Origin of the sequence: Cycloclasticus sp. PY97N, from assembly GCF_002443175.1 — a bacterium.
Taxonomy (GTDB): Bacteria; Pseudomonadota; Gammaproteobacteria; order Methylococcales; family Cycloclasticaceae; genus Cycloclasticus; species Cycloclasticus pugetii.
The window spans coordinates 1,407,114-1,426,000 of sequence record NZ_CP023664.1; the positions used below are offsets into that span (position 1 = coordinate 1,407,114).

Genomic DNA, 18,887 nt, shown 5'->3' on the forward strand with positions numbered 1-18,887 from the left:
AAGAAGGCTGTTACTTTTAAGCCTCTCGATTACTAAATGCAAACGTTCTCTTTTCGATGCAGCCAGTGATACAAAACCGGTAATACCAATAATGTTAGTAATGTCGATGAAATAATGCCACCAATAACAACAGTGGCTAAGGGACGTTGTACTTCAGCGCCTATACCAGTATTCAATGCCATAGGCACAAAACCCAGGCTTGCAACCAATGCAGTCATCAGTACTGGTCGCAAGCGAATCATTGCACCTTCGGTAACAGCTAATAATAGGTCACCTTTTTCGTGCCAGAGATCGCGTATAAAAGCTAGCATGACTAAACCGTTTAATACCGCAACACCTGATAGGGCAATAAAACCAATACCTGCCGATATAGATAAAGGCATCTCTCTAAAATACAGAAATAATACGCCGCCCGTTAATGACAACGGCACACCACTGAAAATAATCAGTGCGTCTTTAAGAGAAGAAAATGCCATCACCAGAATAGCAATAATTACAATTAATGTAATTGGTACTACCATAGATAATCGCTTACTGGCCGACTCCAATTGCTCAAAAGTACCACCATACTCTAACCAATAGCCTGGCAGTATATCGGCTTGTGATTGTATTTTTTCTTGAACTTCTGCGACAAAACTCCCTAAATCACGCCCACGCACATTGGCCGTCACTACAACTCGTCGCTTACCATTTTCACGACTAATTTGAGCTGGGGAAGGTTTGATGCTGATTGTGGCAACCTCTTCAAGAGGCACATAATCACCATTAGGAAGCGGAACAGGCAATGATTTTAGTCCTTCTACATCTCGCCTAAGCAACTCAGGTAAACGGACAATCAGTTCAAAACGGCGATCGCCTTCATATAGAATGCCTGCAGATTCGCCACCGATAGCTGCAGCAACCCAATCTTGTAGTTGAACCACACTTAAACCGTAACGACCTAGTTTTTCTCGTTTAGGATTTACAGATAATGAAGGCAACCCCTCCACTTGTTCCATGCGGGTATCTGCAGCACCTTCAATTGAATTAACAATTTTTACAATATCACTAGCAGTCAACACCAATTGGTCTAAATCATCACCAAACACCTTGATCCCCAAATCGGCACGCACACCGGAAATAAGCTCGTTAAAACGCATTTGAATGGGTTGGGTGAATTCATAATTATTACCTGGTAGTTGTTTTAAAGCCTGTTCCATTTCCTCAAGTAATTCGTCTTTCGTTTTTGCAGCATCAACCCATAAGTTACGAGGTTTCAGAATGACGAAAATGTCTGCGATACTTGGCGGCATTGGGTCAGTGGCCACCTCAGGCGTCCCAATACGAGCAAATACTTTCTCTACCTCGGGAAAGTCTTTTATTCGCTGCTCCAATATCTCTTGCATTTCGACGGACTGCTCTAAGCCTGTGCCAGGTATCCGTAATGCTTGAACTGCTATATCGCCTTCATTCAGTTGTGGGACAAACTCAGAACCCATAGTTGTTGCAAGCCAGATACTGAATGCGACTAGAACCGTTGCACTTAACATAACCAGCCAACGAAATTTTAAGGCTAGGAGTAAGAGTGGGTGATAAAGTGATTTGGCAGCACTAATCACAACGCTTTCTTTCTCGCTTATTTTGCCATTTAAAATGACTGCAACGGCTGCTGGAACCAAGGTTAATGACAATACCATAGCTGAAAGTAACGCCACCACAACGGTAGCAGCCATAGGGTGAAACATCTTACCTTCAACACCACTTAAACTAAAGATAGGGATATAAACAATGGTGATGATAGCGACACCGAATAGACTTGGGCGTATTACTTCGGACGTTGCTTCAAATACAGTGTTTAGTCTTTCGCTGAGATCTTGTCGCCCACCCCGATGCTGCTCTTCAGCCAACCGGCGTACCGCATTTTCAACAATGATTACTGCGCCATCAACAATTAGGCCAAAGTCTAAAGCGCCTAAGCTCATTAAATTGGCCGATATACCAGCGTTGACCATACCCGTGATAGTCATCAGCATTGATAAAGGAATTACAGCTGCCGTAATGAGTGCCGCACGCATATTCCCCAAAAGTAAAAACAGCACAAAAATAACAAGCAGAGCCCCTTCCAATAGGTTTCTTGTCACCGTCGCTATGGCTTTATCAACAAGGCTTGTACGGTCATAAACAGCTTCTGCAATAATGCCATCTGGTAACGATGCCTGAATACCGTCAAGTTTGAGGGCGACATCCCTCGCCACAGTGCGAGAGTTTTCACCGATCAACATCATTGCCGTTCCCAATACGGTCTCTACACCATCACGTGTCGCAGCACCTGTGCGGAGTTCTTTGCCTATAGCAACCTCTGCAACATCATTAATTTTTACTGGCACCCCATCATTTTGCTTGATGATGACATTAAGAATTTCATCTGTCGTGGATAATTGCCCTTGAGAACGCACCAACAATTGTTGCCCGTTTGCCTCAATATAGCCTGCGCCGCGGTTATCATTATTTTGTCTTAATGCATTGGCAACATCTTCTAAGCTTACGCGATGGTAAAGAAGCTTTTCAGGGCTAGGCATTACGTGATACTGCTTATTGTATCCGCCTATGCTGTTGACCTCTATAACCCCTTTAACTAGCGCTAGTTGCGGCTTGATGATCCAATCCTGTATTTCCCGTAAGGCTGTTGCTGTGTATGGTTTTCCATTTACCATGCGCGCTGATGGCTCTGCCTCTACGGTATACATAAATATTTCACCAAGACCTGTTGAAATCGGTCCCATTTCTGGCTCCAATCCAGAGGGCAACACACTTTTAATTACAGCAAGGCGAGCATTAATCAAGTTTCTTGCGAAATAAATATCTGTCCCATCTTCAAACACAACCGTGACTTGAGATAAGCCATATCGGGACAAAGAGCGTGTATAGGAAAGCCTTGGCAATCCCGCCAACGCAGTTTCAACCGGATAAGTAATTCTTTGTTCTGCTTCCAGTGGTGAATAGCCTGGTGCCGCAGTATTAATTTGGACCTGAACATTGGTAATATCAGGTACAACATCGATGGGTAATTTTTGATAATTCCACATACCAATACCGATGATCACAAAAATAAAACTTAGAAATAAAAAGCGCCTTTCTATAGCAAGGCGTAAAATTGATTCAATCATCATGCGCCCTTAGTCGTTGTCTTCAGCTTCGGATTTCAAAATATCCGCTTTTATTAAGTAACTATTTTTTGATACATATTCAGATCCCTTCTCGATACCTGAAATCACTTCAATCAAATTATCATCAGACTTACCAAGGTTCAGCGGGGTAAATTCATAAGATTCATCTTCTTTAACAAACACACCAAGTCGTCCCCCTAGCTCTTGAATTGCTTCTTTCTCCACAGCTAGTGAAACCTCGAATTTACCAGTATAAATTTTTGCTTTGGCAAATTGACCGGGTGCTAGTTTTAGTTCCGTATTGTCAAGTTTTACACGTGCAAGCATATAAGGTTTGTATGCTGCCGATACTATGTGAGCAACTTGAGACTGTATCCTTTGCTCATTAACAAGGACCATTACAGAGTACCCAGAGCTAACTTTCCTTTGTTTTTCTGGGTAAATGCGAAACTCAGCCCATACAGTATCTAGATTGGCAATAGTTAATAATTGCCGTTCTTGTGTTAACTCCCCTGGATTAGCTTGACGTTGTAAAATGGTCCCTGAGATAGGTGCTCGAACGGAGTAGGTTTTTAGGCTTTCATTTGATTCAATGGTTATCAGTCGATCGCCCTTTTTTACTATATCGCCAATGGAAAAATTTACTGACTTGATAACACCCGGAAAACGAGCTTGAATTACATTCAAGTGTTCAGGTGCTTGTGTTACTTTGCCATAAACGGTGACGGTTTGATTAATAATAGCGGGTGACGCAACGGCTGTGACAATCTCAACTTGTGCAGCTAAATTATCATTGATTCGACTAATCTCCTCATATTCTTCCTCGTCATGACCTTCGTCTGCAAAACTAGTTTGAACAGGCAATGTAATGCTCATTAACAGCAATAGTGTAAGTGGGTATTTATTCATTATGATTTCCTATGTGATTCGCACGCGGCGGAATCAATTGACTATGTTTTTTTAATATTCTTTTTTGAGCGAACGCTTCGCTGGTTAGCTGTTCAATCAATGCCTGGCTAACCAAACCATTGGTTGCAGCATCAATCAGAGCTTGCTTGGTTGCCAACAACTCTTCTTGTGCGGTTATCAGATCTAGATAGCTATATCGCCCATTTTCATAACCTTGTCGCGTTAAGTTAAGCGCTTTTTCCAGAGCAGGAATTGAAGTGTTTTGAGTTTGATCAACTGCTTCAATATTTTGTTGTCGCAGGGAATAGGCTTCAAAGAGTTTTGTATGTAACTGCAGTAACGCATCTAACCTGGCATATTCGACTGCATTACGACGAGCCAGTGCCACCTTCACCTCTCCTTGGTTACGCTTATTTGAAAATAGCGGTATTGAAAACCCAGCAGTTAAAGCGGCATCATCGCTTTCTTTAAAGCGCCTAACTCCAGCTTGCCATGTAATATCACTCTTTTCGTTCGTCCGAGCCAATGTAACTTCGGCATCTTTAATTCGCTGTTCACTTGCAAACACCTCAATAGCCGGAGACTTTTTTATACGGGTATATAGTTGTTCAAAACTTTCGCTCGTACCGAATTCAAATAAGTTTCCAGTAAGTTTTATAAACTGAGGATTCATTTCTCCCCAGAAGCTGGCTAGAGATACTTTCTGTCGTTCAAACTTGCTAAGCAATGCAGCCAGTCGAATTTCTGCCTGAGTAACCGCAACCTGTGCACGCATGACTTCTGCTTCTGGCGTTACCCCTCGCTTTGCACTGCTTTTTATTGTCTGAAATAATGAACGGGATAAGTCTAAAGCTTCATTGGCAAGCGCTATGTTTTCTTGAGACGCTAATCCATTGATATATACTTGAGTTAATTTACCGAGCACGTCCAAGGTGGCTGCCTGTTGCAGCCATTGCACGCCAGCTAATCGCGCATCTACGAGTGACATACGAGCCTGCCGCTTGCCTCCCATTTCAATAACGGATGACAATGATAAAGTCGCCTCAGCGCTATCAAACCCTCGGAGTTCACCAGAACCAGCGAAGTTTTCTACTTCAAGCCCTAGTTCAATTACGGGACGTAACGATTGAGTTTGTCGTTGAGCGCTGTAATCATCCTTAACGAAAGAATATTGGTATAAGCGAGGGTTTTGTTCGAGTGTCTGAGCAATCGCTTTTTTTAATGTCAAATCAGTATTAGTGTCCGCATAAGCAAGGTGCGGAGATAATCCGCTTATCAAAAATACAGCGGACAGATAGAGTGTTCTACACCCATTAATTGAGGTAAATCGCATAAAAAGATCCTAATTTATTCAAAATTTCCCGCTTCAATCAGCGGATGAAGTTTGCTTTATTTAGGAATGTTCGATGGGGGGACGTATTAAAGGCTTTGTATTACCATTTGGCGCATCTTCACTGTAATAGGATATAACAGTGCGCGTTGTTTGAATTACAGCATTAGAGGAGTTAACGAACATTACAACACAACAATGCCCGTGACAACAGTCACAGCAGTCTCGTTCATGCTCTTCAAGCAAATCTACTAATTCAATACTCTTCGCTGACTCATCGGAAGTACCCAGAAAACCGTCAAGATAGACATGTTCTACATCTGACAGATGTAACTGGCCCGGATAACTCAACGCGGCACTAGACTGCAGTACAATCAGGCTAAGTATGAAATAGGTTAAGAGGTTTTTGAGCATTTTTTCAAAATGCCTCATTTTTTTCATCGTTGTCAGTAATTTTCAACGAAAGTATGCGGCGTGCTCCATATAAAACGATTAAACCAATAATTAATCCGATAACTAAATCGGGGATTTGAGATCCTGACAGTGCTACTAATGACCCTGCGACAATAACCCCAATATTGGCCAGTACATCGTTGGCCGAAAATATCCAGCTGGCTTTCATATGAGCCCCGTCATTGCGTGATTTGAAAATCAGTAATAAACACGCAATATTTGCTATTAAGGCTATAGCACCCATACCCATCATGAGAGTAGATACCGGCTCACTTCCATAGATAGCACGTCTCATAACTTCAAACAGAACACCCAGAGCAAGTGCTAGTTGTAGCCAGCCTGAAAAATGGGCTGATTTGAGTTTGAGCTGAGCCGATTTGCCTACTGCATATAATGAAACCCCGTAAACGGCTGCATCAGCAAACATATCTAATGAGTCTGCAATAAGCCCTGTGGATTGAGCCATAATTCCCACTATAATCTCTAGCAGAAACATAATGGCATTGATCACCAACAACCAGATCAAAACACGCGATTCTCTTTGTTCACTGTGTAAGCTGGCATCTTTGACTCTCTGTGATGTATCGCAATCCACTGACTCACGCGAGATCAATTTGGCTCCTAGCCCAACAGAATTAAGTGTTGCTTCGATTGTCTCCGTTATATTAGGGTGATGATATAAACGCACTGTCCGACTTGAAATGTCGAATTCAAACGTGACATCTTCGCCGAAATTTGCAAATGCTGTTCGAATTAGGTTCTCTTCAGAGGGACAATCCATCTTAGTAACATTGAACACACTCACACAGCTTATCCAAGTCTCTATATCGCCATTCAATAGAGATTCAGTTTTGTCGTTTAGATCGTTTGTCATCGTATTTACAGTAAGCATTCATTCCAGTTGCTATAACTTGTCCTTGATAAAAATATAAATAAGAGTATAAACTCTATAGCTACTATAGAGTCAAGTGGTGAGTTTATGAAGATTAGTGAAGTATCAAAACGTAGCGGCTGCTCAATTCAGGCGATTCGGTACTATGAAAAAGAAGGCTTGGTTTCGGCACCATCCAGAACAGAAGGGAATTTCCGTTTATATAGCTCTGAAGAGATCGAAAGACTGTCATTTATCAAAAATTGTCGCTCATTAGATCTCTCGTTAAGTGAAATCAAGCATCTCCTTGAACTACAGTATTTACCAAATACACCTTGTGAGGTAGTAAATGTCATGATCGATGATCACTTAAGTATTGTCGAAAAGCGTATTGCTGATCTTCAAAAACTTCAAAGCGACCTAAGAAAACTTCGGCGCCGGTGTAACAGTACAAGATCTATTGATCAATGTGGAATTTTAGAAGCTCTTTCACCAGACTCCAACCATTCGGTTAGTGATGGATAAAGTGACGCTATGTATAGTGTGGAGCTCGCTAGCGCGATTAAGGAAAGTGACCGTTCATATTCATCCATCCACTATTTCTGGAGTGTCAACTTTGTGCAGTGGATCCAACTGGTCGAAAGCTGACTTATAAGCAGTTCTTCCTTGACGGTAACTATAATAGAGTGGGGCACCTTCGATAAGTTTTTACTTCAAGAGCAGCATTAATTTTTTATTTCCTTAATTTACGCATCAAAGTATTGAGAAAACCTAAGTGAAGCAGTGTTATTGATCTGACTGTCCAAATAATCATGCACTTGCCTTCTTTAGGTGGTGATTACATAACCGAAAACTACACAGGCAAATAAAACAGAATTCAATTTAGGGTTATTCATTCTAGTAATAAAGGTTACAGCCATCTTAGATTACTTCAGTATGAACATATCCTGAGCCTTTCTAAAGTAAAATATTGACCTGTTTTATTGTCAAAAAATTGACCTTATCAAACTCCTCCGTTGCGATTCTTTTGATTATCCCTAATGATCATAATGCTAGCCAATATCAACATTAGACATTGGAGTGCCAGACCTTGGTAGTTCGGGTAAATCCCAAGTAACTCTACACTTGGCAAGTCAACAGGATCCAAGGGGATTTTTCCAGCTTCTTGCAATGCTGACATGCCTTTACCCGCAAAAACAATGGCCAGAATAAACATGAAGCCACCACTAACAGCAAAAAATTGTCGCAATGGTAAGCGTGTACTGTATTTCATAATAAGCCATGCCAATAGGCTTAAAATTGCTGTGGCAAGAAGAAGTCCGTATACAATCATACCTTGCCCATTTTGATCAGTTTGCACCCACAAAGCTTGATAAAACAACACACTCTCAAACACCTCTCGGTACACTGCAATAAAAGACAAAGCTGCGATTCCCCACAACGTTTCTTTATTCAGTGCCTTTTTAATACTACTCTCTATAAAGTGCTTCCATTGCATAGCACTGGTTTTATTATGCATCCAAAAACCTACATAAAAGAGTACTGATGCTGCGGTTATAGCAGCTATACCTTCAGTTAACTCACGACTTGCCCCACCTATTTGAATCAACGTCGTTGAAACAACCCAAGTAACTCCACCCATTAACAGAGCAACAACAAGTCCACCATAGAGATAAATCAAGCCTTCACGTTTACCTGTCTTTATCAAAAAGGCTGCTAGCGCGGCAATAACTAATAATGCTTCTAAACCTTCCCGTAGTAAAATAACCATTGCGCCCACAAATGCCGTTTTGCCCGACAGTCGCTTTTCACTTAGTGAAGATTGCGCCGCTTCTAATAACAACTTAATGCTGTTGTAGGCGCTGTTTACAGTAGCTTCTCCTTTATCTTTTCGAATCAAGTTCCTATATGCTGTCATCTCACTTTCTATCTGGCGACGTAATGTCGGGTCAATAGCATCAAGACTATTTTCGATCAACTCAAAACCTTCTAGATATGCATTTATAGCTAAATCATATGCACCAGCTCTATCACCAGAGGAATAAGCAGTCCTACTTTCTTCTAGAACCTGAATGCTAAACTCCAAAGGAGATTGCTTCGTCTTTTTCATTACTTCGTGTGGATTACGGCGTAAATAGGTTGTTATAGCAACTGCATCACCCCCTGAAGAAATTTCTACCTGCTTAGGAGAGGTAGTCGTTAACCGTTCTAAAGAAAAATCTGAATTACTCTTTTTAGTTTTCCAGAGGGCAGAACCGGCCTCAACTTCATTCGCTTGAACAGCCATTTGACCAACATAAAAAGCCAACGACCAGCGATCACGTTCTGACAACTGACTAAATGATGGCATTCCCGTACCTGAAACACCTTGCGTAATACTATTAAAAAGACCATAAAGTGTTCTTTCCTTGTAACGCTCTCTATCGAGAAAATTCGTCGGTAATGGCTCCATTGTTTTCGCCAACGGTCCACCTCCATTACCTTTCACGCCATGACAGGCTATACAGTTTTTCTCATAGAGTTGTTTTGCAATCAAAGTATTCGGTACTGCACGAGGCACAACTAAGATGTCATAGTCAGCAACCATTTGACTATGCATATCGGTAGTTAACTTAGCTACCTCGTCAGGGTCTGCTTTCGAATTAACTAGTGACTCTAGCATAGCGACTTGATTTATAAGCTTCTTATCAACACCTTCCAGCTGGAGAATATTTTCACGGACTGCTAATGCGAAATCTTTCATCTCACCGTATTCTTCTGTGTTAATCACCTGACCATCTTTTATGGCCTCACGATAATCAACGCCAATATAGTCAATTAACTGCAGAAGCCTTTGAATTGGCATTGATGCATAAGCTGAGTATGAAAAAAAGAATATGAATAAAAGAAAACCTATTTTTTTAACCATATTTTTAAAAAACCAAAGTGAGAATAGAATACAAATGATAATCATTCGCATCTAATAAATCAATTAACTTTTAATGTCTTTATTGTTGATACAATCAAACAACTAGATTTTGTCCCGCTTCCACAGACTTGGCACTTATCACCAATACTGTCTCTTTCTTCTTATTGATGGCCTATCGAGATGGCGATATAAATATGCGACAACATGTGTTTGTACGCGTAACGATATGACAAACAACGTCGGTATTCTCATTGCGGCCGGCTTGGTTTATTGGTTCTCCACACCGTTACCTGACATTATTATTGGCTTGATCATTGCCGTGATAGTTATGCGTTCTGCTTGGGGTGTTATTCGTGAGGCTAAGAGCACTTTAAACACAGACTTAGAGTAGTTCTCAAAATAGATACAAGTAATTCCCACTATGACTACCATTCGAAGCCACAACGGAGTCCAATGCAGGCGACCTCTCAGCGCGAAGCTCGTGACCTTCTGTGTCACTCATAAAAGGGAGCGACAACGCCAACTTAACACAAGAAAAAAGCCTCTGACGTAACCGAGGAAAAAGCCTTGGGTTCAGAAGCTCTGAAATCACCATTGTCTGATGATTTAAATATTAAGATACTCTCAATAACCAAGAAACTCAACGTGAATACTAGCCTTGAGGCTGTCGTAAAAGTCTAATCAGTCATTTGTTGTTACGCCTATCATCTGTAACGGTTGTACTAAGGGGTTGTATCAATCAGCAATTCCAACAAGATTACATAGAAACAAAAAGCTAAACCTAACCGCTGTCGCTAGAAAAACACGGGGGTTGTAATTACCCGTGATTCATAAAGCCCAGGGAGTACCTTAGCCTTTGCTCATTGCTTAAGAATCTAAAAACGCTCAACTGCCCGTGTGAAAATTAAGCTTGGCGTCGGTCTACGTTACTTGAGTCTGTGGAGATTTAATTCCCCCTTCCCCTGTACAAGTCTAATGCCCCTGCCAACGGTAAGGTTACGGTAAGGAATTGTTGACCTCACCGCGCTGATTGAGGATAGACAACGCTATAAAAAACTCATGTGTAGTGACTAGCTGCGCCTCATTGCACCCGCATGATTTGGATAAGCCTAGAGTCCCCTGCTTGAGGTTGAGAGGAAACAAAAAGCGAAACCTAACCGCTGTCGCTAGAAGAAAGCAGGGGTTGTAATTACCCGTAATTCAAGTAGCTCACCTAGTACCTTCTGCATGGATTAAATATGTCTACTTATGTCTACTTTAGCTAGAGAATAATAGTCTTTGATAAGATACATTATCATAAGTGATGCCCCTCTCTTGCCGTTGCCCCATGACTCAAGCCGCACTAATTTGCACGGCTCAAGGGTTGGGTTGCTGCAGGTTATTCTGGCAAGGGTTCGTGCGTATCAGCATCAAGCACAGCTTCTAAAACTAGAAACAATCTTGCCCTCGCGGCCTCTAGCAATTCCAGCTTTCCTTTTTCTGCCTCGATTGTGCCGCCTATGCATTCAACCATAGTCACAAACGCCTCTTTGTCTTTGTCACTATCCATGCTGCTTATTAGCTCGTCTGATGATCTGGTTAGTACGCCTAGTGCTATACGCCTATTCACAGCATCATCTTGCGCATTTGATTGCATATTGTTTTCAAGGCTTCTCATTTTGTCTTTATCAAAGGCCGCTTGAAATGGAAGAGGATTTCCGATGTGTTCGTTATTGGTATAATTGTTATCAGTCATTATTAAAGCTCCTTTTTAGCTTTGGTTTTGATTAGCTGGGGCTGGTGTTTGTAGCACCGCCCTCAGCGATTAATACTGCAAATGCAGTAATTCTTTATGGGCGTATCTCCCGCCCCTTTGTCCCCCCCCTCTTTTAGGGAGTGCATAAACTATTTACACCTCGCCTTTAGGGAGGGTAAAAACTACTCATTTCCTCGCGCGTGCGCGCGTATGTGTCCTGAAGCAAGCTGCCGCCTGCCACCCAAGGAGTAACGACTGCCTATTACACATGCCGCAACATTGAGATGCTAAAGATAAAACATTAGTGCAACCTTAGTGTTGCTTCCTTCGCGTGCGTACTACGCAATTCGTCGGTACTACCCGCAACCTCCCCGTGCTGTTCCTCGCGCGCCCGCGCGTACTTGTGAGGAAACTATTTAATCTTGCCGTAAACTTGCCGTTATCTGTCACCCCTCGCGTGCGTGCGCGTAGTTGCCACTAAACTATTTACCCTTACCGTGAAGTTACCGTTCTATGCTCGTTTAACCGTGTTGCGGTCTTGTTGCTACCCAGCATTACAAAGCGTACTCATTTAAGCAGTTCAAAGACCAAGGTTTATAAATTACTTAGGCAACCGGCGACCCATCAACCTTGTGGTAATCTTGTGGTCTACATGGGCTTCGTTTATGGCTGAATAATTACTTAGTACGAAAACGCACCAGAACCGCCCCCCAATACCCCCCCCTTATCATGGGCTTTGTTTCGTCACTAATGTCTACAATTGTGAACAACCTACAAATAGATGTGCGGTATAAATTAAAGTTAGGTTTTGTTAGGTTCGCATGGACTTAGTTTGCGCCATCCTTTTTTAAAACCATTCAGAGCAACCTTTTTCTTCCCTGCTGCTGTTCGTGCGCCTGTACTTAAACCCCCCTGAAATTTGCAGCGGCCGCTTGAATAAAGCGCACGTTGTTTGCATGGTGTACCGCTTCGAGTTTTTGCGCCACATTGCCAGTCATGCAAATGTTGCGGGAATGGTGTATTTGGATTACCTGCCTTCCAGTAGGCAATATACTCTTTGCGCTTTTCATCTTCTGTCATATCGTCCTCATCAATACCAACATTTACCAACACCTCTTGGGCTTTGTTTATTAACTCAAGTACTTTAGGTTCGTAATCAGCAAATCCTCTAGGTCTAGTACTCATGCGCTTTTCCTGTTTTGCATCCTAGCTCGACTCAATCTTTCTTTCGCAACAACAAGAGCTTCAGCACTTAATTGTCGTTTCAATCTCAGTCCTAGTAGGCGGCCGTTTGTGAGAATTAAATCCTTATCCCTTGTCTTGGTATAAGCTTCACCGTTTAATACCGTAAAATGGCGTTCTACAGTACCTTTTATGCCAGCAACGATGCTATTTAGCCTTCGCGCCCCCAATCCTTTAGCTAAATCCCTTGGATTGCATAGCCACAGGTCAATTACACCTTCATCTACACTCACCTTGCAGAATTTCCCAATCAACTGAAACTCATCACCTTCATTAACAATCGCAGTCTTAGATATTTTTTGATTGAAGAAATTGTATAGCTCTGATTTAGTCATCCTTTATCTCCTTAGTTACCTTCATGTTGAAATTAGTTTGTTGCGCTATCGCTTTCTCAAGCACGCTCACGTCTAAAACTTGATGGCTGTACACCGCGTCATGCACTTGCAGTGGGTAATCATCAAAGCAATCACTCATCGCATCCCTTGCCAGCCTTTCATCCATTGCTAACAGGTGAAATAAGACGGTGTTCTGCTCTTTTTCGTATGTACTACCTTCTCCCTGTTTTTGCTCCATTAAGCGTTTCGCATACTCATAATCTTTAGGACGGTGTAGCTTGGCTTGTGCAATAACTGATGCGCCAATCTGCTTTGCTTCTTTCGCATAAACATCAAGCTCAGGGATTGAATTCTTACCGCCAAACGCAATCGCATTCATGGCACGCTTGATGGTTGGATAAGTTTTGCCAGCGCTTGATGCCAAATCCTTTCGATACTGTTTTGGGTTGGCTATAAATTTGCGGTACTCGGCTGATTCGATAGATTGATCACATCGAGTAATGGCGATTGATTGAAAACAGGCGGTCACGTCATAGCCGATTAAACCGGCACATAGCCGTGTCTTGCTACCTAATGAAACAATCGTGCCGTAAACGCGACTTCTATTTTCAGTATCACTAGCTGAAGGCTTGCAATCGTCTTGCATAAGAATGTAGCCGTCACGGATTCCAATGCAACGACTAAGCAATAATTTAACGTCATGTGTCTTTATGTGTACTAGGTCGGCAACCGCAACCTTGTAGTCGTGTACCTCGTTACAGTCTGGATGTGATAGCTGGCCGAATAACCGAATGGCCTCGCCCCAAATTGCTGCACTGTGAAAAGTTGTGGTGTAACTAAAACACTTCTCTTCGCACTTATAGTTACCCGTGCGGGTAAACCACAGTCCAAAGTGCCCCTCTTCGCGTAACCTTCTTAATGGCACAAAACGACTGCTGATCCCCCTGCGCTTTTGATTGCTATTTTCAACACGAATCATCACATTAGTGAAGTCATGTCCAAAACTGAATGCGTTATTGCAACGATTGGACGAGTTGATTTCACCAAGACTGCGTACGATTGAGCCTATCAAGACGCATAAACAACTAAACAAGGTGCCGTCGCCAAACCGCCCCAACGACTCACTTCTCATGTTTGTAGATTCGGTATAAAGTGCCCGTCTTTTGGGTAACATAATAGTAGTGTTATATGCTTCCGAGAACGTGCGCACTTTCTGTCTGTTTTGTAGCGTTTTTAGAGAAAAAGCCGGATCTTTTTCCAATTTACGCTCTACAGTTCTTCGTGATATTCCTGTCATTTTGCTGATTGTTGTGTGAGTTATCGGCATACATAAGCCGGCAAGCGTTTCCACCGACTCAACGATTTGTTGCTGTTGGATTGCTGCTTTTTCTGCACGTTTACCCACCTTGATTGATTGTTATTCGGGGGTGGTGGGTTCGCAGCCATGCCTAGAACACTGATAAGTGACTAGGTATAATGGATGTGCGAATGCTCGGTTTATCCCCCCTTGTGCTGATGGGGCGGCTTTGAAAAACATAACTAAGCAGCGTTACGTTTATCTACCTCGATTAAATCAGCCAAGTCATACACCTTTGTACGACATCGCTGATAAATATTTTTGTACGCCAAACCCACATTCATGCCTTCTATCAGTGTTTTAGCGACCAGTAACTCAGCAGTTGCGACAAGGTGTAGTTGCTCTTCAGATACGGTCTCACGATCGTCTATTTGGAGTGCGTTGTTCACCATCTTTGTTAATATCGAATAACCGCGTAATGGGTAATTGCTTGAGCCTTGATTGCCCGCGTAATCCAGAAACGTTTGTATTGCATCTGTTTGAGTATGGCGTGTTAATTTACCCAGCTCTCTACGTTCCTGCCATTCAGCTTTCGCATGATTTTCGTCAACGATAGCTTGCTTGCGCCTGAGGTTAGAAAAAGCGGTGACAAGCTGGTGTTTAAACTCAACCACTTTCTCGGTGTTCTTGCTCAAGGTCATTAGAAAAATGGCTTGGTCTTCGTTCAAATAAGCAAGGTTTTTTCTCTCACCAAGTGCCTTTTTAAAAGGCAGTTCACCGAACACCTCAAGCCTAGATAAATACTTCCTGATCAAGTTGTTAGCTACCTTATGGGTTGTACCGATTGAATCAGCAATTAATGCCGAACTAATACGCTGTTCACCTTCGATACTAACTAAGAACGAGCCAGTTATTGGTAGCATGCTCATGACTCACCACCTTCAACGCTATTGAAGCTATGCTTTGCTAAATACTTTTCTAAGTCCGAACGACTGTATAAAACTTTCTTACCTAATTTTCGATAAGGTACGTTGTTCTCACCCGTTGATCGCCATTTTGCAAGTGATTTTACAGTGGTACATAGAAATATAGCCGCTGCTAAGGGTGGCATTAAATCTTGAATATCTTGTTTGTTTTCCATGAAAGTAATCTCTATAAGCCTGCGCCATACGGCAGGATTAAAGATTATTTTAGGGAGTGTTTTTGATAGATATAACTAACCCAACAGGGTAACCCTAGGGCTACCCTGTGCCATAAATACGGTCAGAATGGCGTAGGTAATAGGCTAAATTGGGTCAGGGTGTTTTTTCATTTATTTTTTGGCAAAACAACTGTCGTTATTCTTTTACTGAACGTCTTACTTTTCTTACACTCATCAGGGTAATTCTTTTTAAGCCACGCTTTAACTCTTCCGCCATTGCTATCCGCTGCATTGCCTTCATTATTGACAAATATAGCTGTATGCGCCTCGATAGCTATAGCCAGCTCTCTTGCGTAATGCTCGCTCTCAGTATCTAAGTAAGGCGGTGTTTCAGCAGTATTTATCCCGTGATTGATGCCTAAGTGCTTCTGTTCAAAGTTTTCAATTGAACCTTTAGTGATAGCAAGACACTTGTCTTTAAGCAAACGATGGACTAAGCCATATTTTATTCTAAAGCTTGGGTAAAAGCAGCTTCCACTTTTGAAAGAAACCTTGTATCGAACCATTTCATCGAAATAAGTACTATCCATGTCTTCACAAATATAATAAGCCTCATTGTTGAAATTAACAGCGGCATTGAAAGAAAAATTGATGTTATTGTTAATAAAATCTAATTCTTTAAGTTCGCCGTACATCTGTCGTTTCCAGTCGATCCCAGCGTCCATTAACTTAACTGGTATAGGAAACGACGTGGAAGAAAGGGAGAAAAAAGAGTCTAAGACCCCTGGTGTTTGTAAGACCGAAATATGGCTTTGAATATCAGATGAAATACAGTCTCCATCCTCATCAAAAACATATTCCAGCTCAACTTTATCAATTGCATCAACAATATCATCTTCAAACAAGTGCCTAGGTATCATCAAGGTTGGGTGATTAATCCGATGTAATTTAGTTTTTATTTCGTCCTTTGACATATTTAGGTGCTCAAGGGAAAAGTCAATAGCCTCCTGCCCAGGGTTGAAATTCAAGGCATCTTCAACTTTCAGATAGTGGGGCTTATAAAAACTGTCTTTTAGCAACGTAACAGAGCCATGTAGTAGCACATGTATTGATATATTATTTTCTGCGGCCAATAAATAAATATCATTTTCATTATCTAAATTAGCACCTGCTAAATTTAGGCGCTTAAATGCTGCTTCAATTGAATAATAGGGTTTAAGAAGTGGGGGCAAACCTTTCATACGCTCGTTCCTTCGCATCGTTCAAATAATAACCAAGTCAGCCTGGTGAACGTGTCCAGCTTTTCGGGAGCTATCCTAGGCTTGGTTTAGTCGGTTTACTCTTTTGGTTTTATGCTACTTTCCACTTCACTTAATGAGAATGCGCGCTGTTTTCCGCTCTTAACTTGCTTAAGCGTTTGCTCTGCTAGGTACACGTCTTCAAGATCGTCTAAGTGTGTTTCAATGGCTTCTCGCATATAAAATGTGGCGGTTCTGCCTGTTTTTGCGGCAAGTTCTTGTAACCTTGTATAGGTGTCATCTTCAAGCCTAATGACTGCTTGTTTACTCACGATATAGCCCTCTTGTTTACGCTATTGCCTGTATATCCTCAATATGCCGTGGGTGGCATTTGCTCAGGTCATAGCTGCTTTGTAGGCTTACCCAATAGTCAGGCGTGGTATTAAAGTATTTAGCCAGTCTGAGCGCAGTATCAGGCGTTATAGAGCGCCTTTGCTTTAGAATCTCGCTAACCCTTGTGGCTGGCATAAATGTGTCTTTAGCCAAGCGATAGGGGGTAATACTCATATCCTCAAGAAGTTCTTGCAGAAACACGGCAGGATGGAATGGATTGTTAATCATAATAGCTACTCCTAGTGGTAGTCGGTTGTCTCTACATTAAAAGCATCGCCATTCTTAAACTTAAAACACACGCGCCACTGTTTGTTTATGCGTATGCTGTGTTGCCCTTTTCTGTCACCGCCTAATTTCTCAAGCTGATTGGATGAGGGTAATCTTAAGTCATCAAGATCATGGGCATTATCTAACTGTACTAACCGCATTAAGGCACGTGTTCTTATACTGCTTGGGAGTTTCTTAGAAAACTCACCCACTGCTACCTTTTCCGTTAGCTTGTTAGCGTAGCTTTTAATCATATTTATATATTAACGCCTTTCGTTATTAATGCAAGACGTTATGCTGATTACTTCTTCCATCTTTAATGCACTTTTTGCTGTTCGTTATCCGTGTAACTTGATTAGGTTATCTTTTTTGGTCACTCTTGCCTGAATATAACCAGCCACTTTGTTAATGGCTTCTCTTAGTGTCGCTTCTTCTGTAACGATATATCCGCCTGTCACGTCATTGGTTGTAACATGGTTCATTAGTCGTTTAATCATTGTTAACGGAAGGTTTACGGCTTCGGCAATCGTTGCAAATGTGCGCCTGCAATCATGCGGGCTAAATTCCACACCGCTTGCTTTAGTAACCACCTTCATTGGTTCGCGGGGATGCCGCATGTGCATTGCGGGCTCCCTTCCAGAAAACACCCATTTATGATTACCTGTTTGCTTCTTTAAATTCTCAAGGTATTTAATTAACGGTGCTGGTATCGGTAGCCTGTGATTTGTGCCATTTTTAGTATCTAGTAGCCTGATGTTTTTTGACTTTAAATCAACCTGTGCCCACTCCAGCGTTAAGGCCTCGCCACTACGGAACCCCATATATAGAATCATTAAAAAAAAGACTTTCGCCTTTTGGTTTGCCAAAGCCTCAACTGCTTCATGCCATGCCTGTAACTTATCACTTGGGATAACCCTGTCTTTACGATTACTCTTATGCCATAAGCGCGCCTTACTCAATATATTGGCTGGGTTTTCATCTATCATGCCCACTGCATTGGCATAGTTAAGCGTAAGGCGAAGAACTCTCATAGTTGTATTAGCGGTGGTTTTACCAGCTCGACTAATTTTCTTGTGCCGTCTTAATATCATATCTTCGGTGATGCTGCTGACCGGCTTTGTTAACCAATCGCTAAAACCTCGCTTTAACTTATATCGGTAGTTTTCAATCGTGTAGGGCTTTAAGTCACGTTCTGATAAATACAGCTCAAGTACATCAGAAAGACTAGTCTTCTTTATTCTCTGTTTGCGTTTTTCAGCGGTTGGGTCAATGCCTGAATTAATAGCCGCTAATATGCTTTGAGCCTTCTTTCTTGCTTCAGTTACTGACATGTCGTTAGTGTTGGCTAGTGTTACACGTTGAGCATTACCCTTGACGTACTTGAGCACCACAAATGATTTATTGCCAGTGCAACTCACTCGACAGGATAGTTTTTTTACTTCGTTGTCATAATAATCAACACGACCTTTTTCGGGTATCGGTAACGCTTTGATTCGTGGCTGTGTGAACGTAATTCTTTTACTCATTGTAATCACCTTTTGATGGGGCCGGAGTATCTCGGGTCAATGCCGGGTCAATGATTTCCAGTGATTATGAGTATATCCTAGTTATCTAAAGAGACA

19 protein-coding genes are annotated in these 18,887 nt (G+C 41.9%); 2 read left to right on the forward strand and 17 right to left on the reverse strand.

Going from position 1 to position 18,887, the window contains the following annotated elements; genetic code table 11:
* Positions 1-32 precede the first annotated feature (32 nt).
* The 5 genes from CPC19_RS06955 to CPC19_RS06975 are packed head-to-tail and all read right to left on the reverse strand — an operon-like array spanning position 33 to position 6,619.
* Positions 33-3,146, reverse strand: a complete 3,114-nt coding sequence (locus CPC19_RS06955; RefSeq protein WP_016390675.1) for an efflux RND transporter permease subunit — start codon at positions 3,144-3,146, stop codon at positions 33-35.
* Positions 3,147-3,155: 9 nt separating this feature from the next.
* The gene (locus CPC19_RS06960; protein ID WP_016390676.1) at positions 3,156-4,055 is read right to left on the reverse strand and encodes an efflux RND transporter periplasmic adaptor subunit; all 900 of its coding nucleotides are present in this window, start codon (positions 4,053-4,055) and stop codon (positions 3,156-3,158) included.
* A complete protein-coding gene (locus tag CPC19_RS06965) occupies positions 4,048-5,388 on the reverse strand; it encodes a TolC family protein (RefSeq protein WP_016390677.1) in 1,341 nt (446 codons plus the stop codon). Before CPC19_RS06965 ends, CPC19_RS06960 begins: the two co-directional genes overlap by 8 nt.
* Positions 5,389-5,448: 60 nt before the next feature.
* On the reverse strand, positions 5,449-5,817 hold the full coding sequence (locus CPC19_RS06970; RefSeq protein WP_016390678.1) for a hypothetical protein: 369 nt from the start codon (positions 5,815-5,817) through the stop codon (positions 5,449-5,451).
* Complete coding sequence (locus CPC19_RS06975; protein WP_096910747.1) at positions 5,804-6,619, reverse strand: cation transporter; 816 nt, start codon at positions 6,617-6,619, stop codon at positions 5,804-5,806. The genes CPC19_RS06970 and CPC19_RS06975 overlap by 14 nt, the downstream gene beginning before the upstream one ends.
* A 198-nt stretch (positions 6,620-6,817) precedes the next feature.
* Here CPC19_RS06975 and cadR point away from each other — a divergent pair, with 198 nt between their 5' ends.
* A complete protein-coding gene (gene cadR, locus CPC19_RS06980; RefSeq protein WP_016390680.1) occupies positions 6,818-7,234 on the forward strand; it encodes a Cd(II)/Pb(II)-responsive transcriptional regulator in 417 nt (138 codons plus the stop codon).
* Positions 7,235-7,712: 478 nt separating this feature from the next.
* Here cadR and CPC19_RS06985 read toward each other — a convergent pair whose 3' ends face one another.
* The gene (locus CPC19_RS06985) at positions 7,713-9,668 is read right to left on the reverse strand and encodes a cytochrome c/FTR1 family iron permease (RefSeq protein WP_016390681.1); all 1,956 of its coding nucleotides are present in this window, start codon (positions 9,666-9,668) and stop codon (positions 7,713-7,715) included.
* Between the two features lie 175 nt (positions 9,669-9,843).
* Here CPC19_RS06985 and CPC19_RS11815 point away from each other — a divergent pair, with 175 nt between their 5' ends.
* Positions 9,844-10,008: a cation transporter gene (locus CPC19_RS11815; protein ID WP_016390682.1), complete on the forward strand. Its 165-nt coding sequence runs from the start codon at positions 9,844-9,846 to the stop codon at positions 10,006-10,008.
* 987 nt (positions 10,009-10,995) lie between these two features.
* Here the strand turns inward: CPC19_RS11815 and CPC19_RS06990 are convergent.
* The 11 genes from CPC19_RS06990 to CPC19_RS07040 all read right to left on the reverse strand — a co-directional run bounded on the left by CPC19_RS06990 (position 10,996) and on the right by CPC19_RS07040 (position 18,791).
* Positions 10,996-11,352 (reverse strand): hypothetical protein, encoded by a 357-nt coding sequence (locus CPC19_RS06990; RefSeq protein ID WP_016390683.1) that lies wholly within the window; start codon positions 11,350-11,352, stop codon positions 10,996-10,998.
* 801 nt (positions 11,353-12,153) lie between these two features.
* The gene (locus CPC19_RS11890) at positions 12,154-12,537 is read right to left on the reverse strand and encodes an HGGxSTG domain-containing protein (RefSeq protein ID WP_205245770.1); all 384 of its coding nucleotides are present in this window, start codon (positions 12,535-12,537) and stop codon (positions 12,154-12,156) included.
* Positions 12,534-12,929, reverse strand: coding sequence for a hypothetical protein (locus CPC19_RS07000; protein ID WP_016390685.1), 396 nt, complete (start codon positions 12,927-12,929; stop codon positions 12,534-12,536). Before CPC19_RS07000 ends, CPC19_RS11890 begins: the two co-directional genes overlap by 4 nt.
* Positions 12,922-14,334: a hypothetical protein gene (locus tag CPC19_RS07005; protein WP_016390686.1), complete on the reverse strand. Its 1,413-nt coding sequence runs from the start codon at positions 14,332-14,334 to the stop codon at positions 12,922-12,924. The genes CPC19_RS07000 and CPC19_RS07005 overlap by 8 nt, the downstream gene beginning before the upstream one ends.
* A gap of 134 nt (positions 14,335-14,468) precedes the next feature.
* Positions 14,469-15,155, reverse strand: a complete 687-nt coding sequence (locus CPC19_RS07010; protein WP_016390687.1) for a Rha family transcriptional regulator — start codon at positions 15,153-15,155, stop codon at positions 14,469-14,471.
* On the reverse strand, positions 15,152-15,367 hold the full coding sequence (locus CPC19_RS11820; protein WP_016390688.1) for a helix-turn-helix domain-containing protein: 216 nt from the start codon (positions 15,365-15,367) through the stop codon (positions 15,152-15,154). Before CPC19_RS11820 ends, CPC19_RS07010 begins: the two co-directional genes overlap by 4 nt.
* A 167-nt stretch (positions 15,368-15,534) precedes the next feature.
* Positions 15,535-16,608, reverse strand: a complete 1,074-nt coding sequence (locus CPC19_RS07020; protein ID WP_016390689.1) for a hypothetical protein — start codon at positions 16,606-16,608, stop codon at positions 15,535-15,537.
* Positions 16,609-16,703: 95 nt separating this feature from the next.
* Entirely contained in the window at positions 16,704-16,937 is a 234-nt protein-coding gene (locus CPC19_RS07025) for a TraY domain-containing protein (RefSeq protein WP_016390690.1), read from the reverse strand.
* Between the two features lie 16 nt (positions 16,938-16,953).
* Entirely contained in the window at positions 16,954-17,226 is a 273-nt protein-coding gene (locus CPC19_RS07030) for a HigA family addiction module antitoxin (RefSeq protein WP_016390691.1), read from the reverse strand.
* A gap of 11 nt (positions 17,227-17,237) precedes the next feature.
* On the reverse strand, positions 17,238-17,519 hold the full coding sequence (locus tag CPC19_RS07035) for a type II toxin-antitoxin system RelE/ParE family toxin (RefSeq protein ID WP_016390692.1): 282 nt from the start codon (positions 17,517-17,519) through the stop codon (positions 17,238-17,240).
* Between the two features lie 84 nt (positions 17,520-17,603).
* The gene (locus CPC19_RS07040) at positions 17,604-18,791 is read right to left on the reverse strand and encodes a site-specific integrase (RefSeq protein ID WP_016390693.1); all 1,188 of its coding nucleotides are present in this window, start codon (positions 18,789-18,791) and stop codon (positions 17,604-17,606) included.
* Between the last annotated feature and the right edge of the window lie 96 nt (positions 18,792-18,887).